The sequence below is a fragment of the Streptomyces sp. CA-135486 genome, assembly GCF_050936555.1.
Classification (GTDB): Bacteria; Actinomycetota; Actinomycetes; order Streptomycetales; family Streptomycetaceae; genus Streptomyces.
In genome coordinates this window covers 945,283-963,966 of record NZ_JBNJMM010000001.1, presented here as the reverse complement: position 1 = coordinate 963,966, position 18,684 = coordinate 945,283, and the positions used below count along the sequence as shown (strand labels likewise).

21 protein-coding genes, 1 tRNA gene and 1 riboswitch are annotated in these 18,684 nt (G+C 69.7%); of the genes, 10 read left to right on the top strand and 12 right to left on the bottom strand.

The genetic code is table 11. The features are described from left to right. Positions 1-104 precede the first annotated feature (104 nt). Positions 105-1,010 (top strand): CHRD domain-containing protein, encoded by a 906-nt coding sequence (locus tag ACQEVG_RS04405; protein ID WP_432977269.1) that lies wholly within the window; start codon positions 105-107, stop codon positions 1,008-1,010. 61 nt (positions 1,011-1,071) lie between these two features. Further along, the gene (locus tag ACQEVG_RS04400; RefSeq protein WP_360872707.1) at positions 1,072-1,377 is read left to right on the top strand and encodes a hypothetical protein; all 306 of its coding nucleotides are present in this window, start codon (positions 1,072-1,074) and stop codon (positions 1,375-1,377) included. Positions 1,378-1,521: 144 nt separating this feature from the next. Here the strand turns inward: ACQEVG_RS04400 and ACQEVG_RS04395 are convergent, their stop codons facing one another. Further along, a complete protein-coding gene (locus ACQEVG_RS04395; RefSeq protein WP_432985055.1) occupies positions 1,522-2,799 on the bottom strand; it encodes a DUF445 domain-containing protein in 1,278 nt (425 codons plus the stop codon). A gap of 297 nt (positions 2,800-3,096) precedes the next feature. On the opposite strand from ACQEVG_RS04395, the gene ACQEVG_RS04390 reads away from it, so the two are divergent. Further along, a complete protein-coding gene (locus ACQEVG_RS04390; RefSeq protein ID WP_432977266.1) occupies positions 3,097-3,570 on the top strand; it encodes a hypothetical protein in 474 nt (157 codons plus the stop codon). 203 nt (positions 3,571-3,773) lie between these two features. After that, positions 3,774-5,033: an SGNH/GDSL hydrolase family protein gene (locus ACQEVG_RS04385; protein ID WP_432977263.1), complete on the top strand. Its 1,260-nt coding sequence runs from the start codon at positions 3,774-3,776 to the stop codon at positions 5,031-5,033. A 93-nt stretch (positions 5,034-5,126) separates the two neighbouring features. Here ACQEVG_RS04385 and ACQEVG_RS04380 read toward each other — a convergent pair whose 3' ends face one another. From ACQEVG_RS04380 to ACQEVG_RS04365, 4 genes are read right to left on the bottom strand one after another with little or no spacing between them, the layout of a single operon-like run. Beyond that, positions 5,127-5,798, bottom strand: coding sequence for a DUF1707 SHOCT-like domain-containing protein (locus ACQEVG_RS04380; RefSeq protein WP_432977260.1), 672 nt, complete (start codon positions 5,796-5,798; stop codon positions 5,127-5,129). Between the two features lie 55 nt (positions 5,799-5,853). Then, positions 5,854-6,816: an ABC transporter ATP-binding protein gene (locus ACQEVG_RS04375; RefSeq protein ID WP_432977257.1), complete on the bottom strand. Its 963-nt coding sequence runs from the start codon at positions 6,814-6,816 to the stop codon at positions 5,854-5,856. Between the two features lie 2 nt (positions 6,817-6,818). Beyond that, positions 6,819-7,595: an ABC transporter permease gene (locus ACQEVG_RS04370; RefSeq protein WP_432985052.1), complete on the bottom strand. Its 777-nt coding sequence runs from the start codon at positions 7,593-7,595 to the stop codon at positions 6,819-6,821. A 19-nt stretch (positions 7,596-7,614) separates the two neighbouring features. Then, the gene (locus tag ACQEVG_RS04365; protein ID WP_432977254.1) at positions 7,615-8,415 is read right to left on the bottom strand and encodes an ABC transporter permease; all 801 of its coding nucleotides are present in this window, start codon (positions 8,413-8,415) and stop codon (positions 7,615-7,617) included. A gap of 168 nt (positions 8,416-8,583) precedes the next feature. Here ACQEVG_RS04365 and ACQEVG_RS04360 point away from each other — a divergent pair, with 168 nt between their 5' ends. After that, entirely contained in the window at positions 8,584-10,974 is a 2,391-nt protein-coding gene (locus tag ACQEVG_RS04360; protein ID WP_432977251.1) for a transglycosylase domain-containing protein, read from the top strand. 40 nt (positions 10,975-11,014) lie between these two features. On the opposite strand, the gene ACQEVG_RS04355 is transcribed toward ACQEVG_RS04360, so the two are convergent. The 3 genes from ACQEVG_RS04355 to ACQEVG_RS04345 form a co-directional block, all read right to left on the bottom strand. After that, on the bottom strand, positions 11,015-11,335 hold the full coding sequence (locus ACQEVG_RS04355; protein ID WP_432977248.1) for a DMT family transporter: 321 nt from the start codon (positions 11,333-11,335) through the stop codon (positions 11,015-11,017). A 34-nt stretch (positions 11,336-11,369) separates the two neighbouring features. Beyond that, positions 11,370-11,437, bottom strand: a riboswitch (guanidine-III (ykkC-III) riboswitch). A gap of 73 nt (positions 11,438-11,510) precedes the next feature. After that, entirely contained in the window at positions 11,511-11,867 is a 357-nt protein-coding gene (locus ACQEVG_RS04350) for a GroES family chaperonin (RefSeq protein WP_404723631.1), read from the bottom strand. A 43-nt stretch (positions 11,868-11,910) separates the two neighbouring features. After that, the gene (locus tag ACQEVG_RS04345; protein WP_432985049.1) at positions 11,911-12,231 is read right to left on the bottom strand and encodes a DUF3618 domain-containing protein; all 321 of its coding nucleotides are present in this window, start codon (positions 12,229-12,231) and stop codon (positions 11,911-11,913) included. 140 nt (positions 12,232-12,371) lie between these two features. Between ACQEVG_RS04345 and bcp the strand changes: the two genes are divergently transcribed. The 4 genes from bcp (at position 12,372) to ACQEVG_RS04325 (ending at position 14,464) form a co-directional block, all read left to right on the top strand. Continuing rightward, entirely contained in the window at positions 12,372-12,839 is a 468-nt protein-coding gene (gene bcp / locus ACQEVG_RS04340; protein WP_432977244.1) for a thioredoxin-dependent thiol peroxidase, read from the top strand. Positions 12,840-12,985: 146 nt separating this feature from the next. Further along, positions 12,986-13,651, top strand: coding sequence for an HNH endonuclease signature motif containing protein (locus ACQEVG_RS04335; protein ID WP_432977241.1), 666 nt, complete (start codon positions 12,986-12,988; stop codon positions 13,649-13,651). 2 nt (positions 13,652-13,653) lie between these two features. Beyond that, positions 13,654-14,322 carry an HNH endonuclease gene (locus tag ACQEVG_RS04330; protein WP_432977238.1) on the top strand — a complete coding sequence of 223 codons (669 nt, stop codon included), beginning with the start codon at positions 13,654-13,656 and terminating at the stop codon, positions 14,320-14,322. 58 nt (positions 14,323-14,380) lie between these two features. Then, positions 14,381-14,464: transfer RNA gene (locus tag ACQEVG_RS04325), tRNA-Leu, on the top strand. A 60-nt stretch (positions 14,465-14,524) separates the two neighbouring features. Here the strand turns inward: ACQEVG_RS04325 and rdgB are convergent. From rdgB to ACQEVG_RS04305, 4 genes are all read right to left on the bottom strand, one after another. Continuing rightward, a complete protein-coding gene (gene rdgB, locus ACQEVG_RS04320) occupies positions 14,525-15,127 on the bottom strand; it encodes an RdgB/HAM1 family non-canonical purine NTP pyrophosphatase (protein ID WP_432977235.1) in 603 nt (200 codons plus the stop codon). Positions 15,128-15,146: 19 nt separating this feature from the next. Next, positions 15,147-15,533 (bottom strand): hypothetical protein, encoded by a 387-nt coding sequence (locus ACQEVG_RS04315; RefSeq protein WP_432977232.1) that lies wholly within the window; start codon positions 15,531-15,533, stop codon positions 15,147-15,149. A 93-nt stretch (positions 15,534-15,626) separates the two neighbouring features. Further along, positions 15,627-16,364, bottom strand: a complete 738-nt coding sequence (rph, locus tag ACQEVG_RS04310) for a ribonuclease PH (RefSeq protein WP_432977229.1) — start codon at positions 16,362-16,364, stop codon at positions 15,627-15,629. A 232-nt stretch (positions 16,365-16,596) separates the two neighbouring features. Continuing rightward, entirely contained in the window at positions 16,597-16,830 is a 234-nt protein-coding gene (locus tag ACQEVG_RS04305; protein ID WP_432977226.1) for a glucose PTS transporter subunit EIIB, read from the bottom strand. Positions 16,831-17,072: 242 nt separating this feature from the next. Between ACQEVG_RS04305 and ACQEVG_RS04300 the strand changes: the two genes are divergently transcribed. Then, positions 17,073-18,371, top strand: coding sequence for a PTS transporter subunit EIIC (locus ACQEVG_RS04300; RefSeq protein WP_432977223.1), 1,299 nt, complete (start codon positions 17,073-17,075; stop codon positions 18,369-18,371). The last annotated feature ends 313 nt before the right edge of the window (positions 18,372-18,684 follow it).

Genomic DNA, 18,684 nt, shown 5'->3' with positions numbered 1-18,684 from the left:
GACGGGCCGTACTCCATCGCGACCGGCCTATTGAAGGAGCCGGTTCCAACGGGAGGACGAAACTAATGCAGAAGCGTTATCTTGCTGTTACCGCAGCCGCAATTGTGCTTGGTGTTGCGGGTGTTACTCCGGCAGTCGCGCACGGTGGACACAGCGAGCACGGCGGGCAGGGCTCGGGCAGCGGCGCGAGTACCTTCACCAAGCCCTCCAGCGGGCACGCCCTCGCCTTCGCCGCGCATCTCTCCGGCGCCAACGAGGTGCCCGTCGCCGGCGGACCCGCCGTCAACGACCCCGACGGCAAGGCCCTCGCCCTCGTCAAGGTGAAGGGCGACCGCGTCACCTTCGCCCTTCAGTGGAAGGGCTTCACGCCGAGCCTCGGGCACATCCACGAGGGCGTCACCGGGAAGAACGGCGCGGTCAAGGTCCCGCTGTTCGGCACCGCGATGCCCGACTCCGTGAGCGCGGCGGCCGGGCAGGTGGCCATCACCGACGCCAAGCTGGCCGAGAGCATCCGTAACAACCCCTCCGGCTTCTACGTCAATCTGCACAGCGCCGAGTTCCCGGGCGGAGCCGTACGGGGGCAGCTCAAGCCGCTCCACCAGAACGTCAACCCGCTCGACATCATCAAGGGCGGCAAACTGAGGGCGCTGTCCAACGGCGACCAGGAGGTCCCGAAGAACGACACCTCCAAGGTGGGCGACCCGGACGGGCACGCGATCACGTTTCTGCAGCCGAAGGGCACGAGCGTCGGCTACTCGCTCGCCTGGATCAACATCAAGGCCCCCACCAACGGTCATATCCACAAGGGCCGGTTCGGCAAGAACGGCGACATCGTCTTCAACTTCTTCAACCGGCCCGTGCCGGACGGGATCTTCGCCGTCTCCGGGAAGATCAACGGTCAGAACCCGGACGTCGTCAAGCGCGTCCGCGCCAACCCGGGCAACTACTACTCCAACATCCACACCTCCGAGTTCCCCGACGGCGCGGTGCGGGGGCAGCTCTTTCACTGAGACGCCTGAGACGTCATAGGCTCGGACCTGTCCGAGTCAATGGCAGTGGGAGGCGGCGGCGATGGCCAGGGTTCCGGCGGCAGCGGTGGCGGCGAGTGGGCTCGTCGGTGGGTACGGGATCGCCCGGTGGACCAAGAAGCGTCCGCTCGGTGGTGTGGCCCTCGCGGCGGCCGGAGCCGTCGCCGCGCGTCAGTGGCACCAGGCCGCGGGCGGCAGGGCCGCGGCCGGCCTGAGCGCCGCCTACGTCGCGGCCTTCGCCGGGTCGCACCCGCTGGCCAGGAAAGTAGGCGCCTGGCCCGCGGTGTTCGCCGTGGCGGGAGGGGTGGCCATAGCCTCGTGGGCCGTCACCCGCCGGGCTGCGATATAGCTGCGGGCCAGGGCCCGTCCTTCGGATCAGCCAAACACGATCCGGAAGACGGGTCCTTGGCGCATGAACACTTCGGTCCCGCCGTACGTACTCCTACACACCTCCCCCAGGTGGCTGGGCGTGTGACCGTACGGCAGGGTCCGGTCACGCGCCCAGTCCGTGTGCCACGGTGTAGATCAGCAGACCGGCCATTGCGCCGACCACCGTGCCGTTGATCCGGATGAACTGCAGGTCCCGGCCGATGTGCGCCTCGATCTTGCGTGAGGTGTGCTCGGCGTCCCAGCTCGCGACGGTCTCCGAGATCAGCGAGGTGATCTCGGTGCGGTAGGTCGTCACCACGTAGACCGCGGCGTCCTCGACCCAGCCCTCCAGCTTCGACTGGAGCCGGCCGTCCGTCGCCAGCCGCGCGCCGAGCGAGAGCAGGGATGCGCGGGCGCGCAGCCGGAGTTCACTGCGGTCGTCCTCGGCGGCGGAGATGATCATGGATCGTACGGAGGACCAGGCGCTGGCGATCACATCCTGGACCTCGCCGCGGGACAGCAGGTCCGACTTCATACGCTCCACCCGGGCGCGGGTGTCCGTGTCCGACTGAAGGTCCGCGGCGAAATCGGCCAGGAATCGGTCGATCGCGCCGCGCGCGGGGTGGCCGGGCATGTCGCGCATCTCTTTAACGAAGCGGAGCAGTTCCCTGTAAACGCGCTCGCCTACCTTGCGGTCGACGAAGCGTGGGGTCCAGCCCGGTGCGCCGCCCTCGACGGCGTCCATCACCGAGTCGGAGTGGAGGACGAGCCAGTCGTGTGCGCGGGCACAGATGAGGTCGACGGCGCGGTGGTGGGCGCCGTCGGCGACGACTTTCTCCAGCGTCTTGCCGATGCCGGGGGCGATCTCCGCGTTGTCGGCACGACGGGTGATGGCCTCGCCGACAACTGCCTGGACGTCGGAGTCACGGAGCACAGTGAGCGCGCCGCGCAGGGCTGTGGAGAGCTCGGCGGTGACACGGTCGGCGTGGGCGGGCTCGGCGAGCCAGGCGCCGAGACGGCTGCCGATGCCGAGGGCGTGCAGACGGGCGCGTACAACGTCCTCGGAGAGGAAGTTCTCCCCTACGAAGGAGCCCAGCGAGGCGCCGAGCTGGTCCTTCTTGTTCGGGATGATCGCGGTGTGCGGGATGGGGATGCCGAGGGGGTACCGGAAGAGGGCGGTGACGGCGAACCAGTCGGCCAGGGCGCCGACCATGCCGGCCTCGGCGGCGGCGGCGACGTAGCCGGTCCAGGGGCCGGCGCCGGAGTTCCTCGCCCACGTGGCGAGGACGAAGATGAGCGCCACGAGGAGGAGCAGGCCGGTGGCGGTGAGCTTCATCTGGCGTACGCCGCGCTGCTTTTCGGCGTCCGCGTCGGTGTAGGCGAAGGAGGGAAGGGGCGCGATACGGCGCGGCTCGGCCTGCTGCCCACGGCCGCCCCGCGCCCGGTCGGCGTCACCTCCGGGCCGGTCGGCCCCGGCGGCGTCATCTCCGGCCGAGCCTCGCCGGCCGGCCCCGGCCGCGGCACTTTCCGGCAGGGCGGGCCGGCCGACCCGGCCCCCGTCGGCTCGTGGCAGCCCTGGCCGACTGGCCGGACCCGCATCGCCTTTCGCCAAGCCTGGCTGCCTGGCTCGACCGGCCCCGGCCGGCCGTCGCTGCTTGTCCGGCCGGCGGCGTCGTTCTGTCTGGCTCGGCTGGTCTGGGTGGCCCGCCTCGGGCGGCTGGCCCCGCTCGCCCTGCTGATCTGCCGGGCCGGGCTGGCCAGAGCGACCGGGCTCGTCCGCCTGGCTTCGCCGGTCTGCCTGGTCAAGCTGGTCCGGGTGGCCCGCCTCGGGCGGCTGGCTCCGCTGGTTCTGCTGGTCCGGCTCACCGTGCTGGTCGGGCCGGTCCGGCCGGCCCGACTTGCCGGCCCGGGGGTGGACCGGCTGCGTCCCGGCCGACTTCCCCGGCCGCTCCTGCCGACGGTGCTCCGCCAGAGCCGGATCGCCCAGCTCTCCCGGCCGGTCCCGCTGGTCCGGCTCGTCCGCCTGGCCCCGCCCATCCCGCTGCTCCGGTTGCTCCGGCTCGCCCCGCCGGTCTATCTGGCCCGACTGCTCCGGCTCGCCCGCCTGGCCTCCGCCCGGCCGGTGCGCCTGCCCCGGCCGCGTCGGCCCGCCCGCCCCGACCGGCGGGTCTGACTCGCGGGCCCGGCCGGGACGACTCGGCCCGCCCGCCCGGCCCCGGCCCCGGTCGTCCGGTCGGCTCGGCTCGGCCGGCTGTTCCGTTCCTGAACCTTCCATACCGCTCCACCCGTCAGCGCGCGCCCCGTACGCATTGTCCTTACCTCAGGTACTCCTGGGGCGCTCATCGAGTTCCCCGCGACATGTCCCATCATGTGCTCATGAACATGCGCCGCGGCTACGCGAGCACCATGCGCCGCGGGTATGCGACCCTCGCCGCCCTCATCAGTCTGGTCGTGCTCCTCTGCGGCGCGATATACCTCGGCGTCGGGGCCGCCCACGGCCGAACCGCCGCGCGGACGGCGCCCAAGGCGGTCGTCGGCTGGGTCGGAACCTGGGCCGCCGCGCCCGTCGAGGCCAGGGCGGAGGGAGGCCGCTCCGACCGGTCCGTACGCAATGTCGTGCACACCAGCATCGGCGGGAGTGCCGCCCGGGTCACGCTCTCCAATCTCCTCGGTCGGCACCCCCTCACCGTCGCCCATGTCTCGCTCGCCCTCCGCGCGGGCAACGGCCCCGCCGCTGTGCCGGGGACCCTGCGCGTGGTGACGTTCCAGGGCGCCGACGCGGTCACCATCGCGGCCGGGGCGCAGTCCGTGAGCGACCCGGTCGCCATGGACGTCCCGTACGACCGCGATCTCCTCGTCACCGTCCACACGCCCGCCGGCCGCGGGCTCGTCACCGTCCACCCCCGGGCGCGGCAGACCTCGTACGTCGCGGACGGCGACCGTACGCGGGACCTCAGCGGCGACGCGTACACCTCCAGGACCCGCGTCTGGCAGTACCTCACCGCCGTCGATGTGCTGACCGGCGACGCCCGGGGCGCGGTCGTCGCCGTCGGGGACTCGATCACCGACGGGGTCACCTCCACGGCCGACGCCAACCGCCGCTGGCCGGACGTCCTCGCCGACCGGCTCAACCGTCGCGGCGCGGCCCACTACGGCGTGCTCAACGAGGGCATCAGCGGCAACCGTCTCCTCCACGACGGCCGCGGCCCCAGCACGATCGCCCGCTTCGACCGCGATGTGCTCGCGCGGCCCGGGGCGAGGACGGTGATCCTCGCGATCGGCATCAACGACCTGCTGCACGGCCCCGGGACCCCGTCCGCCTCCCACGTCACGACAGGGCTCGCCCAGCTCGCCCGCCGGGCACACGCACACGGCCTGCGGATCATCGGCGCCACACTGCTGCCGTGCGGCGGGCACCACCGCTGTACGCCCGCGGTCGACGCCGTACGCGGCCAGGTCAACGCCGCCATCCGTACGAGCCGGGTCTTCGACGCGGTCGTCGACTTCGACCGCGCGCTGCGCGATCCGTACGCACCCGCCCGGCTGCGCCCGGCGTACGACAGCGGGGACCATCTCCACCCCAGCGACGCCGGATACGCGCGCATGGGCCGGGCGGTGGACCCGGCGCGGCTGTGACGGCGGGCGCTCGCCCCGCCAACCTCCTCGCGGCGCCGGGACAGTCGGCGGCCGAAGGGGCGATCGCTGGGGCAGCCGTCCCCGGGCAGTGGCTCAGCCGAGCTCCTTGCGGTCGCCCTTCTCCAGCTTGGACCGCTGCTCCGCCTTGAGCCGCTGCTTCTCGGCCCGGGTGCGCTTGCGCTCCACGCCCACCCCGCCCATCAGCGCAAAGCCCGTGATCTTCACGCGCGGCGCTGTCGGGTCGGGGGCGGAGTCGACGCTGCCGTGTTCGCCGAAGCCGCCCATGAAACCGATGCCGCTGACCTCGACGTTCAGGCCGGGCGGTACAACGATCTGGACCCCGCCCATGAGGGCGAAGCAGCGGATCACCGTCTCGCGGTCCTCGAACCGGGCCTCACGCAGATCGAGTTCACCGCCGCCCATCAGCGTGAAGGAGGTGAACCTCCGGGCCACCGTCCAGGTGCCCTTGCGGCCGAAGCCGCCCCAGAAGGCGAACGCGCCCCTGGAGGTGGCCGGTCCGCCCACGCGCTGCGCCCAGGCGCCGGAGCCGGTGGCGAGGGCCGGAGCCGCCGCTGCCGTGCCCGCCGGGAGATCGCTGACCAGCGGCTCCAACTCGCCGTGCGTACGCGCCGTGTAGGCCGCTTCCAGACGCTGCCCGAACTCCTCCATGTCGAGCCGCCCCTCCGCCACCGCGTCTCGCAGCCGCTCGGCAACCCGCTCGCGCTCGGCGTCGGAAGCACGCATCTCAGGGAGTTCGCTCGTCATGAGCGGCAGCCTAGTCAAGGGTGCGCCGCGCTCACAGACCCGATCCGGCACGCGATCACAGCCCCGAGCGTTCGGCGTACATCTTCGCGATCACGGCCTCGATGTCCGGCTCCCGCACCGACAGATCCACCAGCGGGTACTTGTCGGCGACCGCGGCCACCACCGGGGCCGCCGACTGGGCCGCCGGGAACGCCAGCCACTGGCGTGGACCTTCGGTCTTCACCGTACGGGCCAGATCCAGCACGATCGGCGGCATCTCCCGCTCCAGGTCCACCACCAGGGTCCGCTCGCTCTCCCCCACCTCGTGGAGTCCGGCGAGCGCCCCGTCGTACATCAGCCGCCCGTGGTCGATGACCATCACACGCTTGCACAGCTGCTCGATGTCGGTGAGATCGTGCGTGGTGAGCAGCACGGTCGTGCCCCGCTCGGCGTTCAGGTCGCGCAGGAACTCCCGGACCTTCGCCTTGGAGATCACATCGAGGCCGATCGTCGGCTCGTCGAGATAGAGCACCTCGGGGTCGTGCAGCAGGGCTGCGGCGATGTCCCCGCGCATCCGCTGCCCGAGCGAGAGCTGACGCACCGGTACGTCCAACAGCTCGGCCAGGTCGAGGAGTTCGACACAGCGGTCGAGATTTTCGCGGAATCGCCGGTCCGGGATCCGGTACATGCGATGCACCAGCCGGTACGAGTCCTTCAGCGGCAGGTCCCACCACAGGGTCGTACGCTGCCCGAAGACCACGCCGATCCGCTGCGCAAGACGCGTGCGCTCCCGGGACGGGTCGATGCCCGCGACCCGCAGCCGTCCGCCGCTCGGGGTGAGGATGCCGGTGAGCATCTTGATGGTGGTGGACTTCCCGGCGCCGTTGGGGCCGATGTAGCCGACCATCTCGCCGCGCGGGACGCGGAAGCTGATCCCGTCGACGGCCCGCACCTGGTGCTTCTCGCGGCGCAGCCGGCCCGCCTTGCGCCGTACCTCGAAGACCTTCTCCACTCCGTCGAGCTCAATGAAGTCCGTCATGCTCAGCTCCCTGTGCTCCGGTACGAACGAAGGGCCACCCGCCAGGCCAGTGCGGCCGACGCGCAGCACAGCCCGGCGACGAGAGGCGCCAGAAACCCCAGCCAGTCGGGCAGGCCGGCGGGGGCGGGGCGCCCGAGGACGTACAGCGCGGGCAGCCAGTTGACGAAAGCCAGCGGTACGACATAGACGACCCCGCGCACCAGGTCCTGGGCGAAAATCGTCGGCGGGTACTGCAGCAGCGTATTGCCGCCGTAGGTAAAGGAGTTGGTGACCTCCGACGCGTCCTGCGCCCAGAACTGGAAGGACGCGCCCGCCACCATCACCGCCGAGAAGATCAGCGCGCCGCAGACCACCATCAGCGGCATCATCGCCACCTTCACGGCCGTCCACTCCACCTCGAGGATCACCAGCGACCAGATCAGCACCAGCAGCCCCTGGCTGATCCGTCCGAGGCGGCGCAGCGCGAACCGGTCCGCCGCCACCTGCGCCAGCACCGGCACCGGCCGTACGAGCAGCGTGTCGAGCGTCCCGTCCCGCACCCGCCTCCCCAGCCTGTTGACCTGTCCCATCGCCAGGTCCGCGAGCCCGAAGGCGGTGCTGGTGGTGCCGTAGAGGAAGGCCACCTCGGCGAAGGAGAAGCCGCCCAGGCCGTCCACCTGGCTGAACATCAGGACGATGACCACAAAGTCGAAGATCGTCGCGGTGAAGTTGGAGAAGAGGGTCATCGCGAAGGAGAAGCGGTACGTCATCGTGGAGCGCACCCACATCGCCGCGATCATCCGGTACGTACGCCAGGACTCACCCACCCTGCACCACCACCCTCCGGGTGGCCACGGACTGCACCAGCCGCCCCGCGCTCAGCAGGACGACCGCCCAGGCGAGCTGGAACGCGTACGCCTGCACCAGCCCCCAGCCCGTGCGCTTCTCCAGGAAGACATCCGCCGGGACCTGGAGCATCGACGCCCAGGGCAGCGCCCGCGCGACCTCGCCCAGCGCCCCCGGGAAGACGGTCAGCGGCAGCAGCATCCCGGAGAAGAACAAGCCCGCGAGCCACGCGATCTGGGCCGTGCCTGCGCCGTCCATCAGCCAGAACGCGCTCAGCGCCACCAGGTACCAGACCGCGAAGCTGACGGCCACGCCCAGGGCCACCGACAGGAGGAAGGCCGGCCAGGTGAGCGGCCTGGACGGCAGCGCGAGGTCGAAGGAGAGCGCGCCGACGACCATCGGCAGCGCGCCGCGCCCGAGCAGATGAAAAGCCGCCCGCCCCAAGTTGGCGGAGAACCACCACAGTTGGAGGTCGACCGGCCGGTAGAGATCGATGGCGATGTCGCCCGTCTTGATCCGCTCGATCAGCTCTTCCTCGAAGCCGCCGCCCATCAGTCCGGCGGTGGCCAGCAGCGCCTGGCCGATCCACACATAGGCGAGCGCCTCGGGCATGTCGTACCCACCCAGGTGGGGCCGCTCGTCCCAGAGGGCTATATAGGTGTACGCCAGGATGAAGCCGAAGACGGTGTTGGTGAACACCCCCGCCGCCGTGGCCATCCGGTACGTCGCATGGCGCCGGAAGCCACCCGCCGCAACGGCCGCGTACAGCCGCACCTCGACCCCCTCCGCCTGCAGGCACCAAAGCGCACGACCCTAGCCCACGGCCACGCGCCGCCGCGACAGCTTTTACCGGCCGGGGCCCGGGGGTGGCCGCCGGAAAGACGCAGCACGGCCGGGGTCCGGCTCCGAGGGATATCCCGACGAAAAGGGCAGTATGGGCGTATGAGCGACGAGCCACAGCAGCAGGGCTGGACACCCAGGGACGCGACCGTCGCAGATCCCGTCGGACGGGAGCCGGCACCGGGTACCAAGGGCGGGCAGCCCGGCCCCGGGCGCACCGGCTGGCGTCGCTTCGTCCCCACCTGGCGCATGGTGCTCAGCGCGGTCCTGCTCGTCGCACTGCTGCTGATCGGCCTCTTCCTGGCGGGCTACATGCTCGTCGACATCCCGCCCGCCAACGCCGCGGCCACCGCCCAGTCCAATGTCTATCTCTACAAGGACGGCACCCAGATCGCCCGCGACGGCGAGGTCAACCGCGAGAGTGTGACGCTCGCGCAAGTCCCCCTGACGGTGCAGCGGACCGTACTGGCCGCCGAGGACCGGGACTTCTACTCCGAACGGGCCGTCGACCCCAAGGCGATGATCCGCGCCGCCTGGAACACCCTGACCGGCAAGGGCAAACAGTCCGGCTCCACCATCACCCAGCAGTACGTCAAGAACTACTACCTGGGCCAGGAGCAGACGATCTCGCGGAAGTGGAAGGAGTTCTTCATCGCGATCAAGCTGGGCCGCGAGGAGAGCAAGAGCGGCATCCTGGAGGGCTACCTCAACACCAGCTACTTCGGGCGCAACGCGTACGGCATCCAGGCCGCCGCCCAGGCGTACTACGGCATGGACATCGAGGACATCGACACCGCGAAGGGCGCCTATCTCGCCTCGCTGGTCAACGCCCCGAGCGCGTACGACGTCGCGACGCACCCGGAGAACCGGGCAGCCGCCCTCGGCCGCTGGAACTACACGCTCGACGGCATGGTCAAGAAGCACTGGCTCAGCCCCGCCGACCGCGCGGCCATGAAGTTCCCCGTGCCGGGGACCGCGAAGCCCGCGACCGGGCTTTCCGGCCAGCGCGGCTATATCGTCCAGGCCGTCGAGGACTACCTCACCAACAACAAGATCATCGACGAGAACACACTGGCCACCGGCGGCTACCGGATCACCACCACGCTGGAGCGCAAGAAGCAGGACGCCTTCACCAACGCGGTGAAGGACCAGGTGATGTCCAAGCTGGACAAGGACCGCAAGGCGGACCGCAATGTCCGCGTCGGCGGCGCGTCCATCGACCCGGCCACCGGCAAGGTCGTCGCCATGTACGGCGGGGTCGACTACACCAAGCAGTACGTCAACAACGCCACCCGCCACGACTACCAAGTCGGCTCCACCTTCAAGCCGTTCGTCTTCACCGCCGCCGTCGAGAACGCTTCGACCACTCAGGACGGCCGGCCCATCACCCCCAACACGGTCTACGACGGCACCAACAGGCGTACGGTCGAAGGCTGGAGCGGCAAGCCGTACGCCCCCGCGAACGAGGACGACATCTCGTACGGCCCGATCACCGTCCGCACCGCCACCGACAAGTCCGTCAACGCGGTGTACGCGCAGATGGCCATGGACGTCGGCCCGGCCAAGGTCAAGCAGACCGCGATCGACCTCGGGATCCCGGCGAACACGCCGGATCTCACCGCCTCCCCCTCCATTGCCCTGGGTCCCGCCACGGCGAGCGTCCTCGACCTGACGGAGGCGTACGCGACCCTCGCCAACCACGGCGCGCACGGCACGTACACCCTCGTCGAGAAGGTCACCAAGAACGGCACGGACATCCGGCTGCCCACGGAGGACGGCACACAGGCCGTCACCCGGGAGGCCGCCGACACGACGACGTCGATCCTGCAGAGCGTGGTCGACGGCGGCACGGGCACCGCCGCCCAGTCGGCGGGCCGCCCGGCCGCCGGCAAGACGGGCACGGCGGAGGAGGACAAGGCCGCCTGGTTCGCGGGCTATACGCCGAATCTGGCGACGGTGGTCGCGGTGATGGGCCAGGACCCGGACACGGGCGTGCAGAAGCCGCTGTACGGGGCGATGGGACTGCCGCGGATCAACGGCGGCGGGGCGCCGGCGATGATCTGGGGCCAGTTCACGGGCGCCGCGCTGGAGGGCACCCCGATCAAGGAGTTCGACCTGCTACTGCAGCCGGGCGCGGAGGAGGAGCAGCCGCCGGTGGAGCCGGAGCCGCCGACCGAGTCCGCGCAGGAGCCGAGCACCCCGGGCCCGACCGAGGGCGCGGACCAGGGGCAGGACCAGGGCCAGACGCAGGGCCAGGACCAGGGGCAGGACCAAGGACAGACGCAGGGCCAGGACCAGGGGCAGGACCAAGGACAGATCACCGGCGGGACGACGGGCGGCGCGGACGACGACGGCAGGACGACGGGCGGCACCACCGACGGAGGAGACGCGACGGGCGGTACGAGCGACGGAGGGCCGACGACCGGCGGCGGCACGGGTGACGGCGCCACGGGCAGCAAGCCCACGCCCAGCCGCTCGGTCCGACATCAGTGACCGTCGGCGGCCGTCGGCGATCGGCGGCTGTGGGCGACCGTCAGTGCCCCGAGGTCGCCTTCAGCCCGACCACCGCCACCAGCAGCAGACAGACGAAGAAGATCCGAGCGGCAGTCGCGGGCTCGTTCAGCGCGACCATGCCGACGACCGCGGCACCGGCCGCACCGACGCCGACCCACACGCCGTACGCGGTGCCGATCGGCAGAGTCTTGGCGGCGTACGACAGCAGCATCATGCTGGCGACGATCCCGAGGCCGGTGAACATGCTCGGCCACAGCCTGGTGAACCCGTCGGTGAACTTCATCCCGATCGACCAGCCCACCTCGAGCAGACCGGCGACAAGAAGCAGAACCCAGGCCATGACGGCACCTCCGAGCGAGAACGCGGAATCAACAGGTGCGTCGTCTTTGCGGGCAACCCGGTACGGCGCGTCTCGTCGGGATCGCTCAAAGATAGCAAAGGGCATGTAAAGGGGCGTTCAAGGGGCATACGAAAAGGCTGGTGACATCCGCCACCAGCCCTCTCACCCGCGGTTCCTACAGATACAGCCCGGTGGAGTCCTCGGAGCCCTGGAAACGGTCGGCGGCGACCGCGTGCAGATCGCGCTCCCTCATCAGTACGTACGCCACACCCCGCACCTCGACCTCGGCGCGGTCCTCGGGGTCGTACAGCACCCGGTCCCCCGGCTCCACGGTCCGCACGTTCTGCCCGACCGCGACCACCTCGGCCCAGGCCAGCCGCCGGCCGACCGCCGCGGTCGCCGGAATGACGATCCCGCCGCTGGAACGCCGCTCGCCCTCCGGGATGTCGGTCCTCACCAGCACGCGGTCGTGCAGCATCCGGATGGGGAGCTTGTCGTGGGTGGGGCTGTGCTCATTGCTGTTGGGGCTCACGTGTCGAACCTACCTGCCCCGGAGCGTTTCGTACGCCCGAGGGTCACGCCCGGCGCCGCTTCATGGAGAACGCGAGCAGCCCGACCAGACCCACGGCCACCACCGCCACCGGCAGCACCCGCTCCAGCCGCGGGGCGCCGTCCTCCTTGACGAACTGCGCCCTGACGTCGGAAACCGTGCGGTTCACCGCGACGTACGCGCGGCCCGCCGTCTGGTCCACGGTCGAGGCGATCCTGGCCTTGGCATCGCCGATGACGGTCTTCGGGTGCATGCGCACCCCGATCTCGTCGAGCATCTCGGCAAGCTGCTCGCGCCTGCGGACGATGTCCGCCTCGATCTGCGCAGGGGTCCTGGCATCCGACACCGCGCTGCCTCCGTGGTCGTGTGGGGTCATCCTTCCTCGACAGTCTGTCAGCTCGGCCGCCCCCGCACCCCACGGCACCCCTATTACGCTCGACGGCGTACACCCGCACGTCCCCCCGAGCACGTTCTTCGAGGAGAACCATGAGCGAGCGACTCCAGCCCGGCGACACCGCCCCTGCCTTCACCCTGCCCGACGCGGACGGCAAGGAGGTCTCGCTCGCGGACCACAAGGGCCGGAAGGTCATCATCTACTTCTACCCGGCGGCACTGACCCCCGGCTGCACCAAGCAGGCCTGCGACTTCACGGACAACCTGGAGCTGCTGGCGGGCGCGGGCTACGACGTCATCGGCGTCTCCCCGGACAAGCCGGAGAAGCTGGCGAAGTTCCGCGACAAGGAGAGCCTGAAGGTCACGCTGGTCGGCGACCCGTCCAAGGAGACGCTGGAGGCGTACGGCGCCTTCGGCGAGAAGAAGCTGTACGGGAAGACGGTGACGGGTGTGATCCGCTCGACGGTCGTGGTCGACGAGGAGGGAAAGGTGGAGCGGGCGCTGTACAACGTGAAGGCGACGGGGCATGTCGCCAAGATCATCAAGGACCTGGGCATCTGAGCACGGCGACCTCCGGAATGGCCCGTACTGCGCGAGCGGTACGGGCCATTCCGCATTTCGGGCGTGACCATCCGATAACCGGTTCGTTACTCAGTGCGAGGCTGCGAACACGGCTGCGAACACGCAGCCGGATGCGGAGGGGAACCATGCGGGTGAGTCCGTACACACTCGAGCGCCTGACTGAGGCGGCCAGTTCGTCGCGGACGCTGTCCGAGGCGCTGACGAAGCTGGGGGTGGATCCTAACAGCTCCACCAGGCGCTATGTCCGTGACCGCATGAGCAAGGCAGGGGTGGATACCTCGCACTTCGAGCGCGAAGGCGCGCGGTGGACGAGGGACGTCCTGGAGCCGGTGGTCGCGGCCTCGACGAGCATGTGCGAGGTGCTGCGGCGGCTCGGGCTCGAGGTAGTGGGCGGGTACCACACCCACATCAGCCGCCGGGTCAAGACGCTGGGCATCGACACGTCGCATTTCACCCCACCGAGTCGGGCCGGGGAATCGAGGTCGCGCCGGACCCCTCGGGCACTGCTCGTGGAACAGGTCCCCGGAAGCGCCCGCCGCATTCCGAGCGAGCGGCTGAGACCGGCCATGACGGCACTCGGGGTTGCGGAACGCTGCGCGCTCTGCGGCACGGAGCCGCTCTGGCGTGGTCGCCCTCTGCCGCTGGAGGTAGATCATGTCGACGGCGACTGGCGGAACAACCGTCCGGAGAACCTGCGCTTTCTCTGCCCCAATTGCCACTCGGCAACGGACACTTATCGCGGCAGGGGCAAGGCGCGTCGGGCCACGGCTTCACACAGCACGAAGAGCTGACGATGAGCCAGACGCGTCGGTACACAAGGGACCTTCTGACCGAGGCGGCCGAGCAGTGCGCCGACATCGAAGAAGTGATCGCCTTTCTGGGCACACAGCCGTACGGAAACCTACGACGACACCTGCGCAAGCGCTTCGAACACTTCGGCATCGACATCTCACACTTTTCACCACCCCGGCGCGGTCACCACGGTGTCAAGGCACTGCCGAGCGCCGGCGAACTGAAGCAGGCAGTCGCCCAGTCGACTTCCATAGCGGGTGCCCTGCGCGTCCTGGAGCGCCCAGACAACACCAGAGTCCGCAGGCTCTTCCATCAGTTGATCGCGGAGTCCGGAATCGACACATCGCACTTCCTCGGACAGGCCCACCAGCGGGGCAAGCCCAGCCCGGCGGCCAAGCCGCCGGGAGAAGTGCTGGTGAAGCACCAGCACGGCCGTCGCACGAAGACCGCACTGCTGCGTCGGGCTCTGCGCGAGATCGGCGTTCCGGAAAGATGCGACGAATGCGGGACAGGCCCTGAGTGGTTCGGGAAGCCCATGACGCTCGAGGTCGACCACCTCAATGGCGACTGGAGCGACGACCGGCGCCAGAATCTTCGGCTGCTGTGCCCCAATTGCCACGCAATCACCGATACCTGGTGCCGGGGAGGGAAACGTCGCGGCAGTCAGTGAGAACAGCAGAACGCACGCGCCACAGCTACCGGCATCCCGCTACGATGGCTCGCGACCGGCGGCCGTTGCTGAATTGGCATAAGCGCGACACTTAGGATGTCGTGGGAGAAATCCCATGTGGGTTCGAGTCCCACCGGCCGCACCCCCGCGGGAGGGCCGCTCACAAAGATGAGCGGCCCTCCCGCATGCTCACGCTCTGGCGTCAGCCCAAGAGCTCCCGCACCACCGGGACCAGCGCCCGGAACGCCTTGCCCCGGTGGCTGATCGCGTTCTTCTCCGCCGGGGTCAGCTGCGCGCACGTCACGTCGTACCCCTCCGGCTGCAGGATCGGGTCGTAGCCGAAGCCGTTCGTGCCCACCGGCTCATGGCGAAGAGTGCCGAGCAGGCGGCCCTCGACGACTCGCTCCGTACCGTCCGGGAGGGCGAGGGCGGCAGCGCAGGCGAAGTGGGCGCCCCGGTGGGCGTCGTCGATGTCGGAGAGCTGGGCAAGCAGCAGATTCAGGTTGGCGGTGTCGTCTCCGTGGCCGCCCGCCCAGCGGGCGGAGAAGATGCCGGGCGCGCCGCCGAGGACGTCGACGCAGAGGCCGGAGTCGTCGGCGACGGCCGGCAGGCCGGTGGCCCGAGCCAGGGCGTGCGCCTTCAGCAGGGCGTTCTCGGCGAAGGTGACGCCGGTTTCCCTGACGTCGGGGATGTCGGGGTAGGCATCCGCGCCGACGAGGTCGTGGCTGAGGCCGGCGTCGGCGAGGATGGCCCTGAGTTCGGTGATTTTCCCGGCGTTGCGGGTGGCGAGGATCAGACGGGTCATGCCCCCGATTATCGGGGGGCTAGCCGGGCGTGCAGACCTTGCCGATCTCGGCCGCCGCATCGGTGACGGGCTTGATGTCCGGGGTGTTGTCGCCGTTTTCGATCGACTTGCGGACATTGTCGACGCCGGTGTTGAGGTCGTCGACGGCCTTGCTCAGGTCGGCGTTGTCGGTCTTGTCGCTGAGGTTCTTCAGTTCCGTGTCGATGTCGTTGAGCGCTTCGCGGGCCTGCGTCGGGTCGTCGGCGGCGCTGGAGACCGCCTGCTGGAGCTTGTCGACGCTGGTGGCGATCGCGTCGGCGGTCTCGACGCAGTCGAGAGCCTTGTCGATGGCGCTGCAGCCGGCCGCGACGGGTACGAGCAGTGCGGCGGTGGCGAGCGTGAGTGCTATGCGGCGGCGCGCAGGCATGGAACGGTCCTCCCCGGATACGGACGGGCGCACGGTTCGGCCCGTGCGCCCGTGAATCCTACGACGCCCGATGGGGCGTTCTTGGTTGCTTCTTTACCCTTCGAGTGTGCGATCAAGGGCATCGCGCTGGAGCGTGGCGAGGTCGGCGCAGCCGCCGGTCGCCAGGTCGAGCAGCGCGTTGAGCTCCTTGCGGTCGAAGGGCTCGGCCTCGGCGGTGCCCTGGACCTCGACGAAGCGGCCGTCGCCGGTGCAGACGACGTTCATGTCGGTCTCGGCCCGCACGTCCTCCTCGTAACAGAGGTCGAGCAGCGGGGTGCCGTCGACGATGCCGACGGAGACGGCGGCGACGGTCCCGGTGAGCGGCTTGCGGCCGGCCCTGACGAGCTTCTTGGTCTGGGCCCAGGCAACGGCGTCGGCGAGGGCGACATACGCGCCGGTGATCGCCGCGGTACGGGTGCCGCCGTCGGCCTGGAGGACGTCGCAGTCCAGGACGATGGTGTTCTCGCCGAGAGCCTTGTAGTCGATGACGGCGCGCAGCGAGCGGCCGATGAGGCGTGAGATCTCGTGCGTACGTCCGCCGATCTTGCCGCGTACGGACTCGCGGTCGCCGCGGGTGTTGGTGGAGCGCGGAAGCATCGAGTACTCCGCGGTGACCCAGCCTTCGCCGCTGCCCTTGCGCCAGCGCGGGACGCCTTCGGTGACGGAGGCGGTGCAGAAGACCTTGGTGTCGCCGAAGGCGATGAGGACGGAGCCCTCGGCGTGCTTGCTCCATCCGCGTTCGATGGTGATGGGGCGGAGCTGTTCGGGGGTGCGGCCGTCGATTCGAGACATGGCGTCGAGCCTAGCGGCTGTGCGAGAGGGCCCCGCTCCGGGCGGAGCGGGGCCCTCTTGGCGCGGGCTCAGCGTCCAGAGACCGGGACCCGGACCGAGACCGGGGCTTGGGCCGGGGGCGGAGCCGGGGCTTGGACTCGGGCCGATTCCGAGGCCGGGGTCGGGACCGGGTTCGGGGCCGAATCCGGGGCCCGACCCGGGGCTTGGGCTGACGCCGAGTCCTGCGCCGAGGTCACATCATGTCTTCGATGTCCGCCGCGATCGGGTCGGCGTCCGTGCCGATGACAACCTGGATCGCGTTGCCCATCTTCACCACGCCATGCGCGCCCGCGGCCTTCAGCGCGGCCTCGTCGACCTTGCTCGCGTCCACGACTTCGGTGCGGAGGCGGGTGATGCAGCCCTCGATCTCCTCGATGTTGTCGATCCCGCCGAGCCCGGCGACGATCTTCTCAGCCTTGCTGGCCATGTCTGTCTCCCTGCGTTCCAAGAGCGGCCCCGCAGGGCGCTCAGCGCTGCCTCGGCCCACCAGTCGGCCTGTTTTGTCACGGTAACGCACGGTTGGACCATCTTCACGAGCGAGTAACCATCTCATCCCGAATGATGACGATCACCGGTGCCCTGTCCTGCGACCGGGCCCACGGGCCTTACCGCGACTGGTCTACACCAGTCTGCAGCACCTGCCAAACGAGGCACGTCCCGGGAGGACGGATGAGCTCCGACAGCGCTGCCGCACCCCCGCAGAAGCGGTGGACATCAGTCGCCTTCCAAGGCCTGCAGAAAATGGGCCGCAGCCTGCAGCTGCCGATCGCCGTCCTCCCCGCGGCCGGCATTCTCAACCGGCTCGGCCAGCCCGATGTCTTCGGCGCGGACGGCCTCGGCTGGGACGATGTCGCCAAGGTGATGGCCGGCGCGGGCGGCGCGCTGCTGGACGGCAACCTCGGCCTGCCGCTGCTGTTCTGCGTGGGCGTCGCGATCGGCATGGCCAAGAAGTCCGACGGCTCGACGGCGCTCGCGGCCGTGGTGGGGTTTCTCGTCTACTACAACGTCCTGCGCCAGTTTCCCGAGGACTGCGTGGGCGGGGCGAAGGCGGCAGCGCTGGGCTGCCAGGCACCCGACGGATCGGTCGCGGCGTTCACGTACCAGAATCCGGGCGTCTTCGGCGGCATCGTCATCGGCCTGCTGACCGCCTACTTCTGGCAGCGTTTCCACCGCACCAAGCTGGTGGACTGGCTGGGGTTCTTCAACGGCCGCCGGCTCGTCCCGATCATCATGTCCTTCGTCGCGATCGCGGTCGCGGTCCTCTCCCTGTGGGTCTGGCCGCCCCTTGGCAACGCTCTGGAGAATTTCAGCGACTGGCTGGTGGGTCTGGGCGCCTGGGGTTCGGGCCTCTTCGGCCTCACGAACCGGGCGCTGCTGGTGATCGGCCTGCATCAGTTCCTGAACGTGCCGATCTTCTTCCAGTTCGGCAGCTACACCAAGCCGGACGGCACGGTCGTGCACGGCGACATCACCATGTTCCTGGCGGGCGACCCGAACGCGGGCCAGTTCACCACGGGCTTCTTCCCGATCATGATGTTCGCGCTGCCGGCCGCGGCGCTGGCCATCACCCACTGCGCCAAGCCGCACCGCCGTAAGGAGATCGGGGGCCTGATGCTCTCGGTCGCGCTGACGTCGTTCGTCACCGGTATCACCGAGCCGATCGAGTACTCGTTCCTGTTCGTGGCGCCGCTGCTGTATGCGATCCATGCCGTGCTGACCGGTGTCTCGATGGCGGTGAGCTGGGGTCTCGGCGTCCATGACGGCTTCAGCTTCTCGGCCGGCCTGATCGACTACGTCATCAACTGGGGCCTGGCGACGAAGCCTTGGCTGATCATTCCGATCGGGCTCGGCTTTGCGGTGATGTACTACGCGATCTTCCGGTTCGCGATCACGAAGTTCAACATCCCGACGCCGGGGCGCGAACCGGAGGAGGTCGAGGAGGAAGTACAGCGGGACGTCACCAAGTAATCCTGCACGGAATCCCGCCGCTGGATCCCCCGAAAATCCCAAGCGGAATCTCAAGCGGAATCCCGCGCAGGTGGGCCCCGCAGCCCTCCCGTAATGCCTCATAAGGCCCTTGGACCTGTCGTCCGAGGGCCTTATGTCGTGTATTTCGCACTATGACCCAGGCCACAGAAATCGCCGGTTCCTTATCCCGCCCTCACGTGCTAAAACAGGTCTACACCACTCAGTGGTGTAGACCACGCGGTCGTCGCCGCGTTCCCCTTTGAGACGCCGCCCTCCCCGTGATATGGCCCCTTGGCGGCGCCTTGCCCATTGG

Coding starts and splice junctions, on each gene's coding strand:
- ACQEVG_RS04335 (WP_432977241.1), top strand. CDS start 12,986: ATGCGGGTGAGTCCGTACACACTCGAGCGCCTGACTGAGGCGGCCAGT.
- ACQEVG_RS04360 (WP_432977251.1), top strand. CDS start 8,584: ATGAGCGACGAGCCACAGCAGCAGGGCTGGACACCCAGGGACGCGACC.
- ACQEVG_RS04300 (WP_432977223.1), top strand. CDS start 17,073: ATGAGCTCCGACAGCGCTGCCGCACCCCCGCAGAAGCGGTGGACATCA.
- ACQEVG_RS04375 (WP_432977257.1), bottom strand. CDS start 6,816: ATGACGGACTTCATTGAGCTCGACGGAGTGGAGAAGGTCTTCGAGGTA.
- ACQEVG_RS04400 (WP_360872707.1), top strand. CDS start 1,072: ATGGCCAGGGTTCCGGCGGCAGCGGTGGCGGCGAGTGGGCTCGTCGGT.
- ACQEVG_RS04370 (WP_432985052.1), bottom strand. CDS start 7,595: ATGATCGCGGCGATGTGGGTGCGCTCCACGATGACGTACCGCTTCTCC.
- ACQEVG_RS04305 (WP_432977226.1), bottom strand. CDS start 16,830: ATGGCCAGCAAGGCTGAGAAGATCGTCGCCGGGCTCGGCGGGATCGAC.
- bcp (WP_432977244.1), top strand. CDS start 12,372: ATGAGCGAGCGACTCCAGCCCGGCGACACCGCCCCTGCCTTCACCCTG.
- ACQEVG_RS04315 (WP_432977232.1), bottom strand. CDS start 15,533: ATGCCTGCGCGCCGCCGCATAGCACTCACGCTCGCCACCGCCGCACTG.
- rdgB (WP_432977235.1), bottom strand. CDS start 15,127: ATGACCCGTCTGATCCTCGCCACCCGCAACGCCGGGAAAATCACCGAA.
- ACQEVG_RS04355 (WP_432977248.1), bottom strand. CDS start 11,335: ATGGCCTGGGTTCTGCTTCTTGTCGCCGGTCTGCTCGAGGTGGGCTGG.
- ACQEVG_RS04330 (WP_432977238.1), top strand. CDS start 13,654: ATGAGCCAGACGCGTCGGTACACAAGGGACCTTCTGACCGAGGCGGCC.
- rph (WP_432977229.1), bottom strand. CDS start 16,364: ATGTCTCGAATCGACGGCCGCACCCCCGAACAGCTCCGCCCCATCACC.
- ACQEVG_RS04385 (WP_432977263.1), top strand. CDS start 3,774: ATGAACATGCGCCGCGGCTACGCGAGCACCATGCGCCGCGGGTATGCG.
- ACQEVG_RS04380 (WP_432977260.1), bottom strand. CDS start 5,798: ATGACGAGCGAACTCCCTGAGATGCGTGCTTCCGACGCCGAGCGCGAG.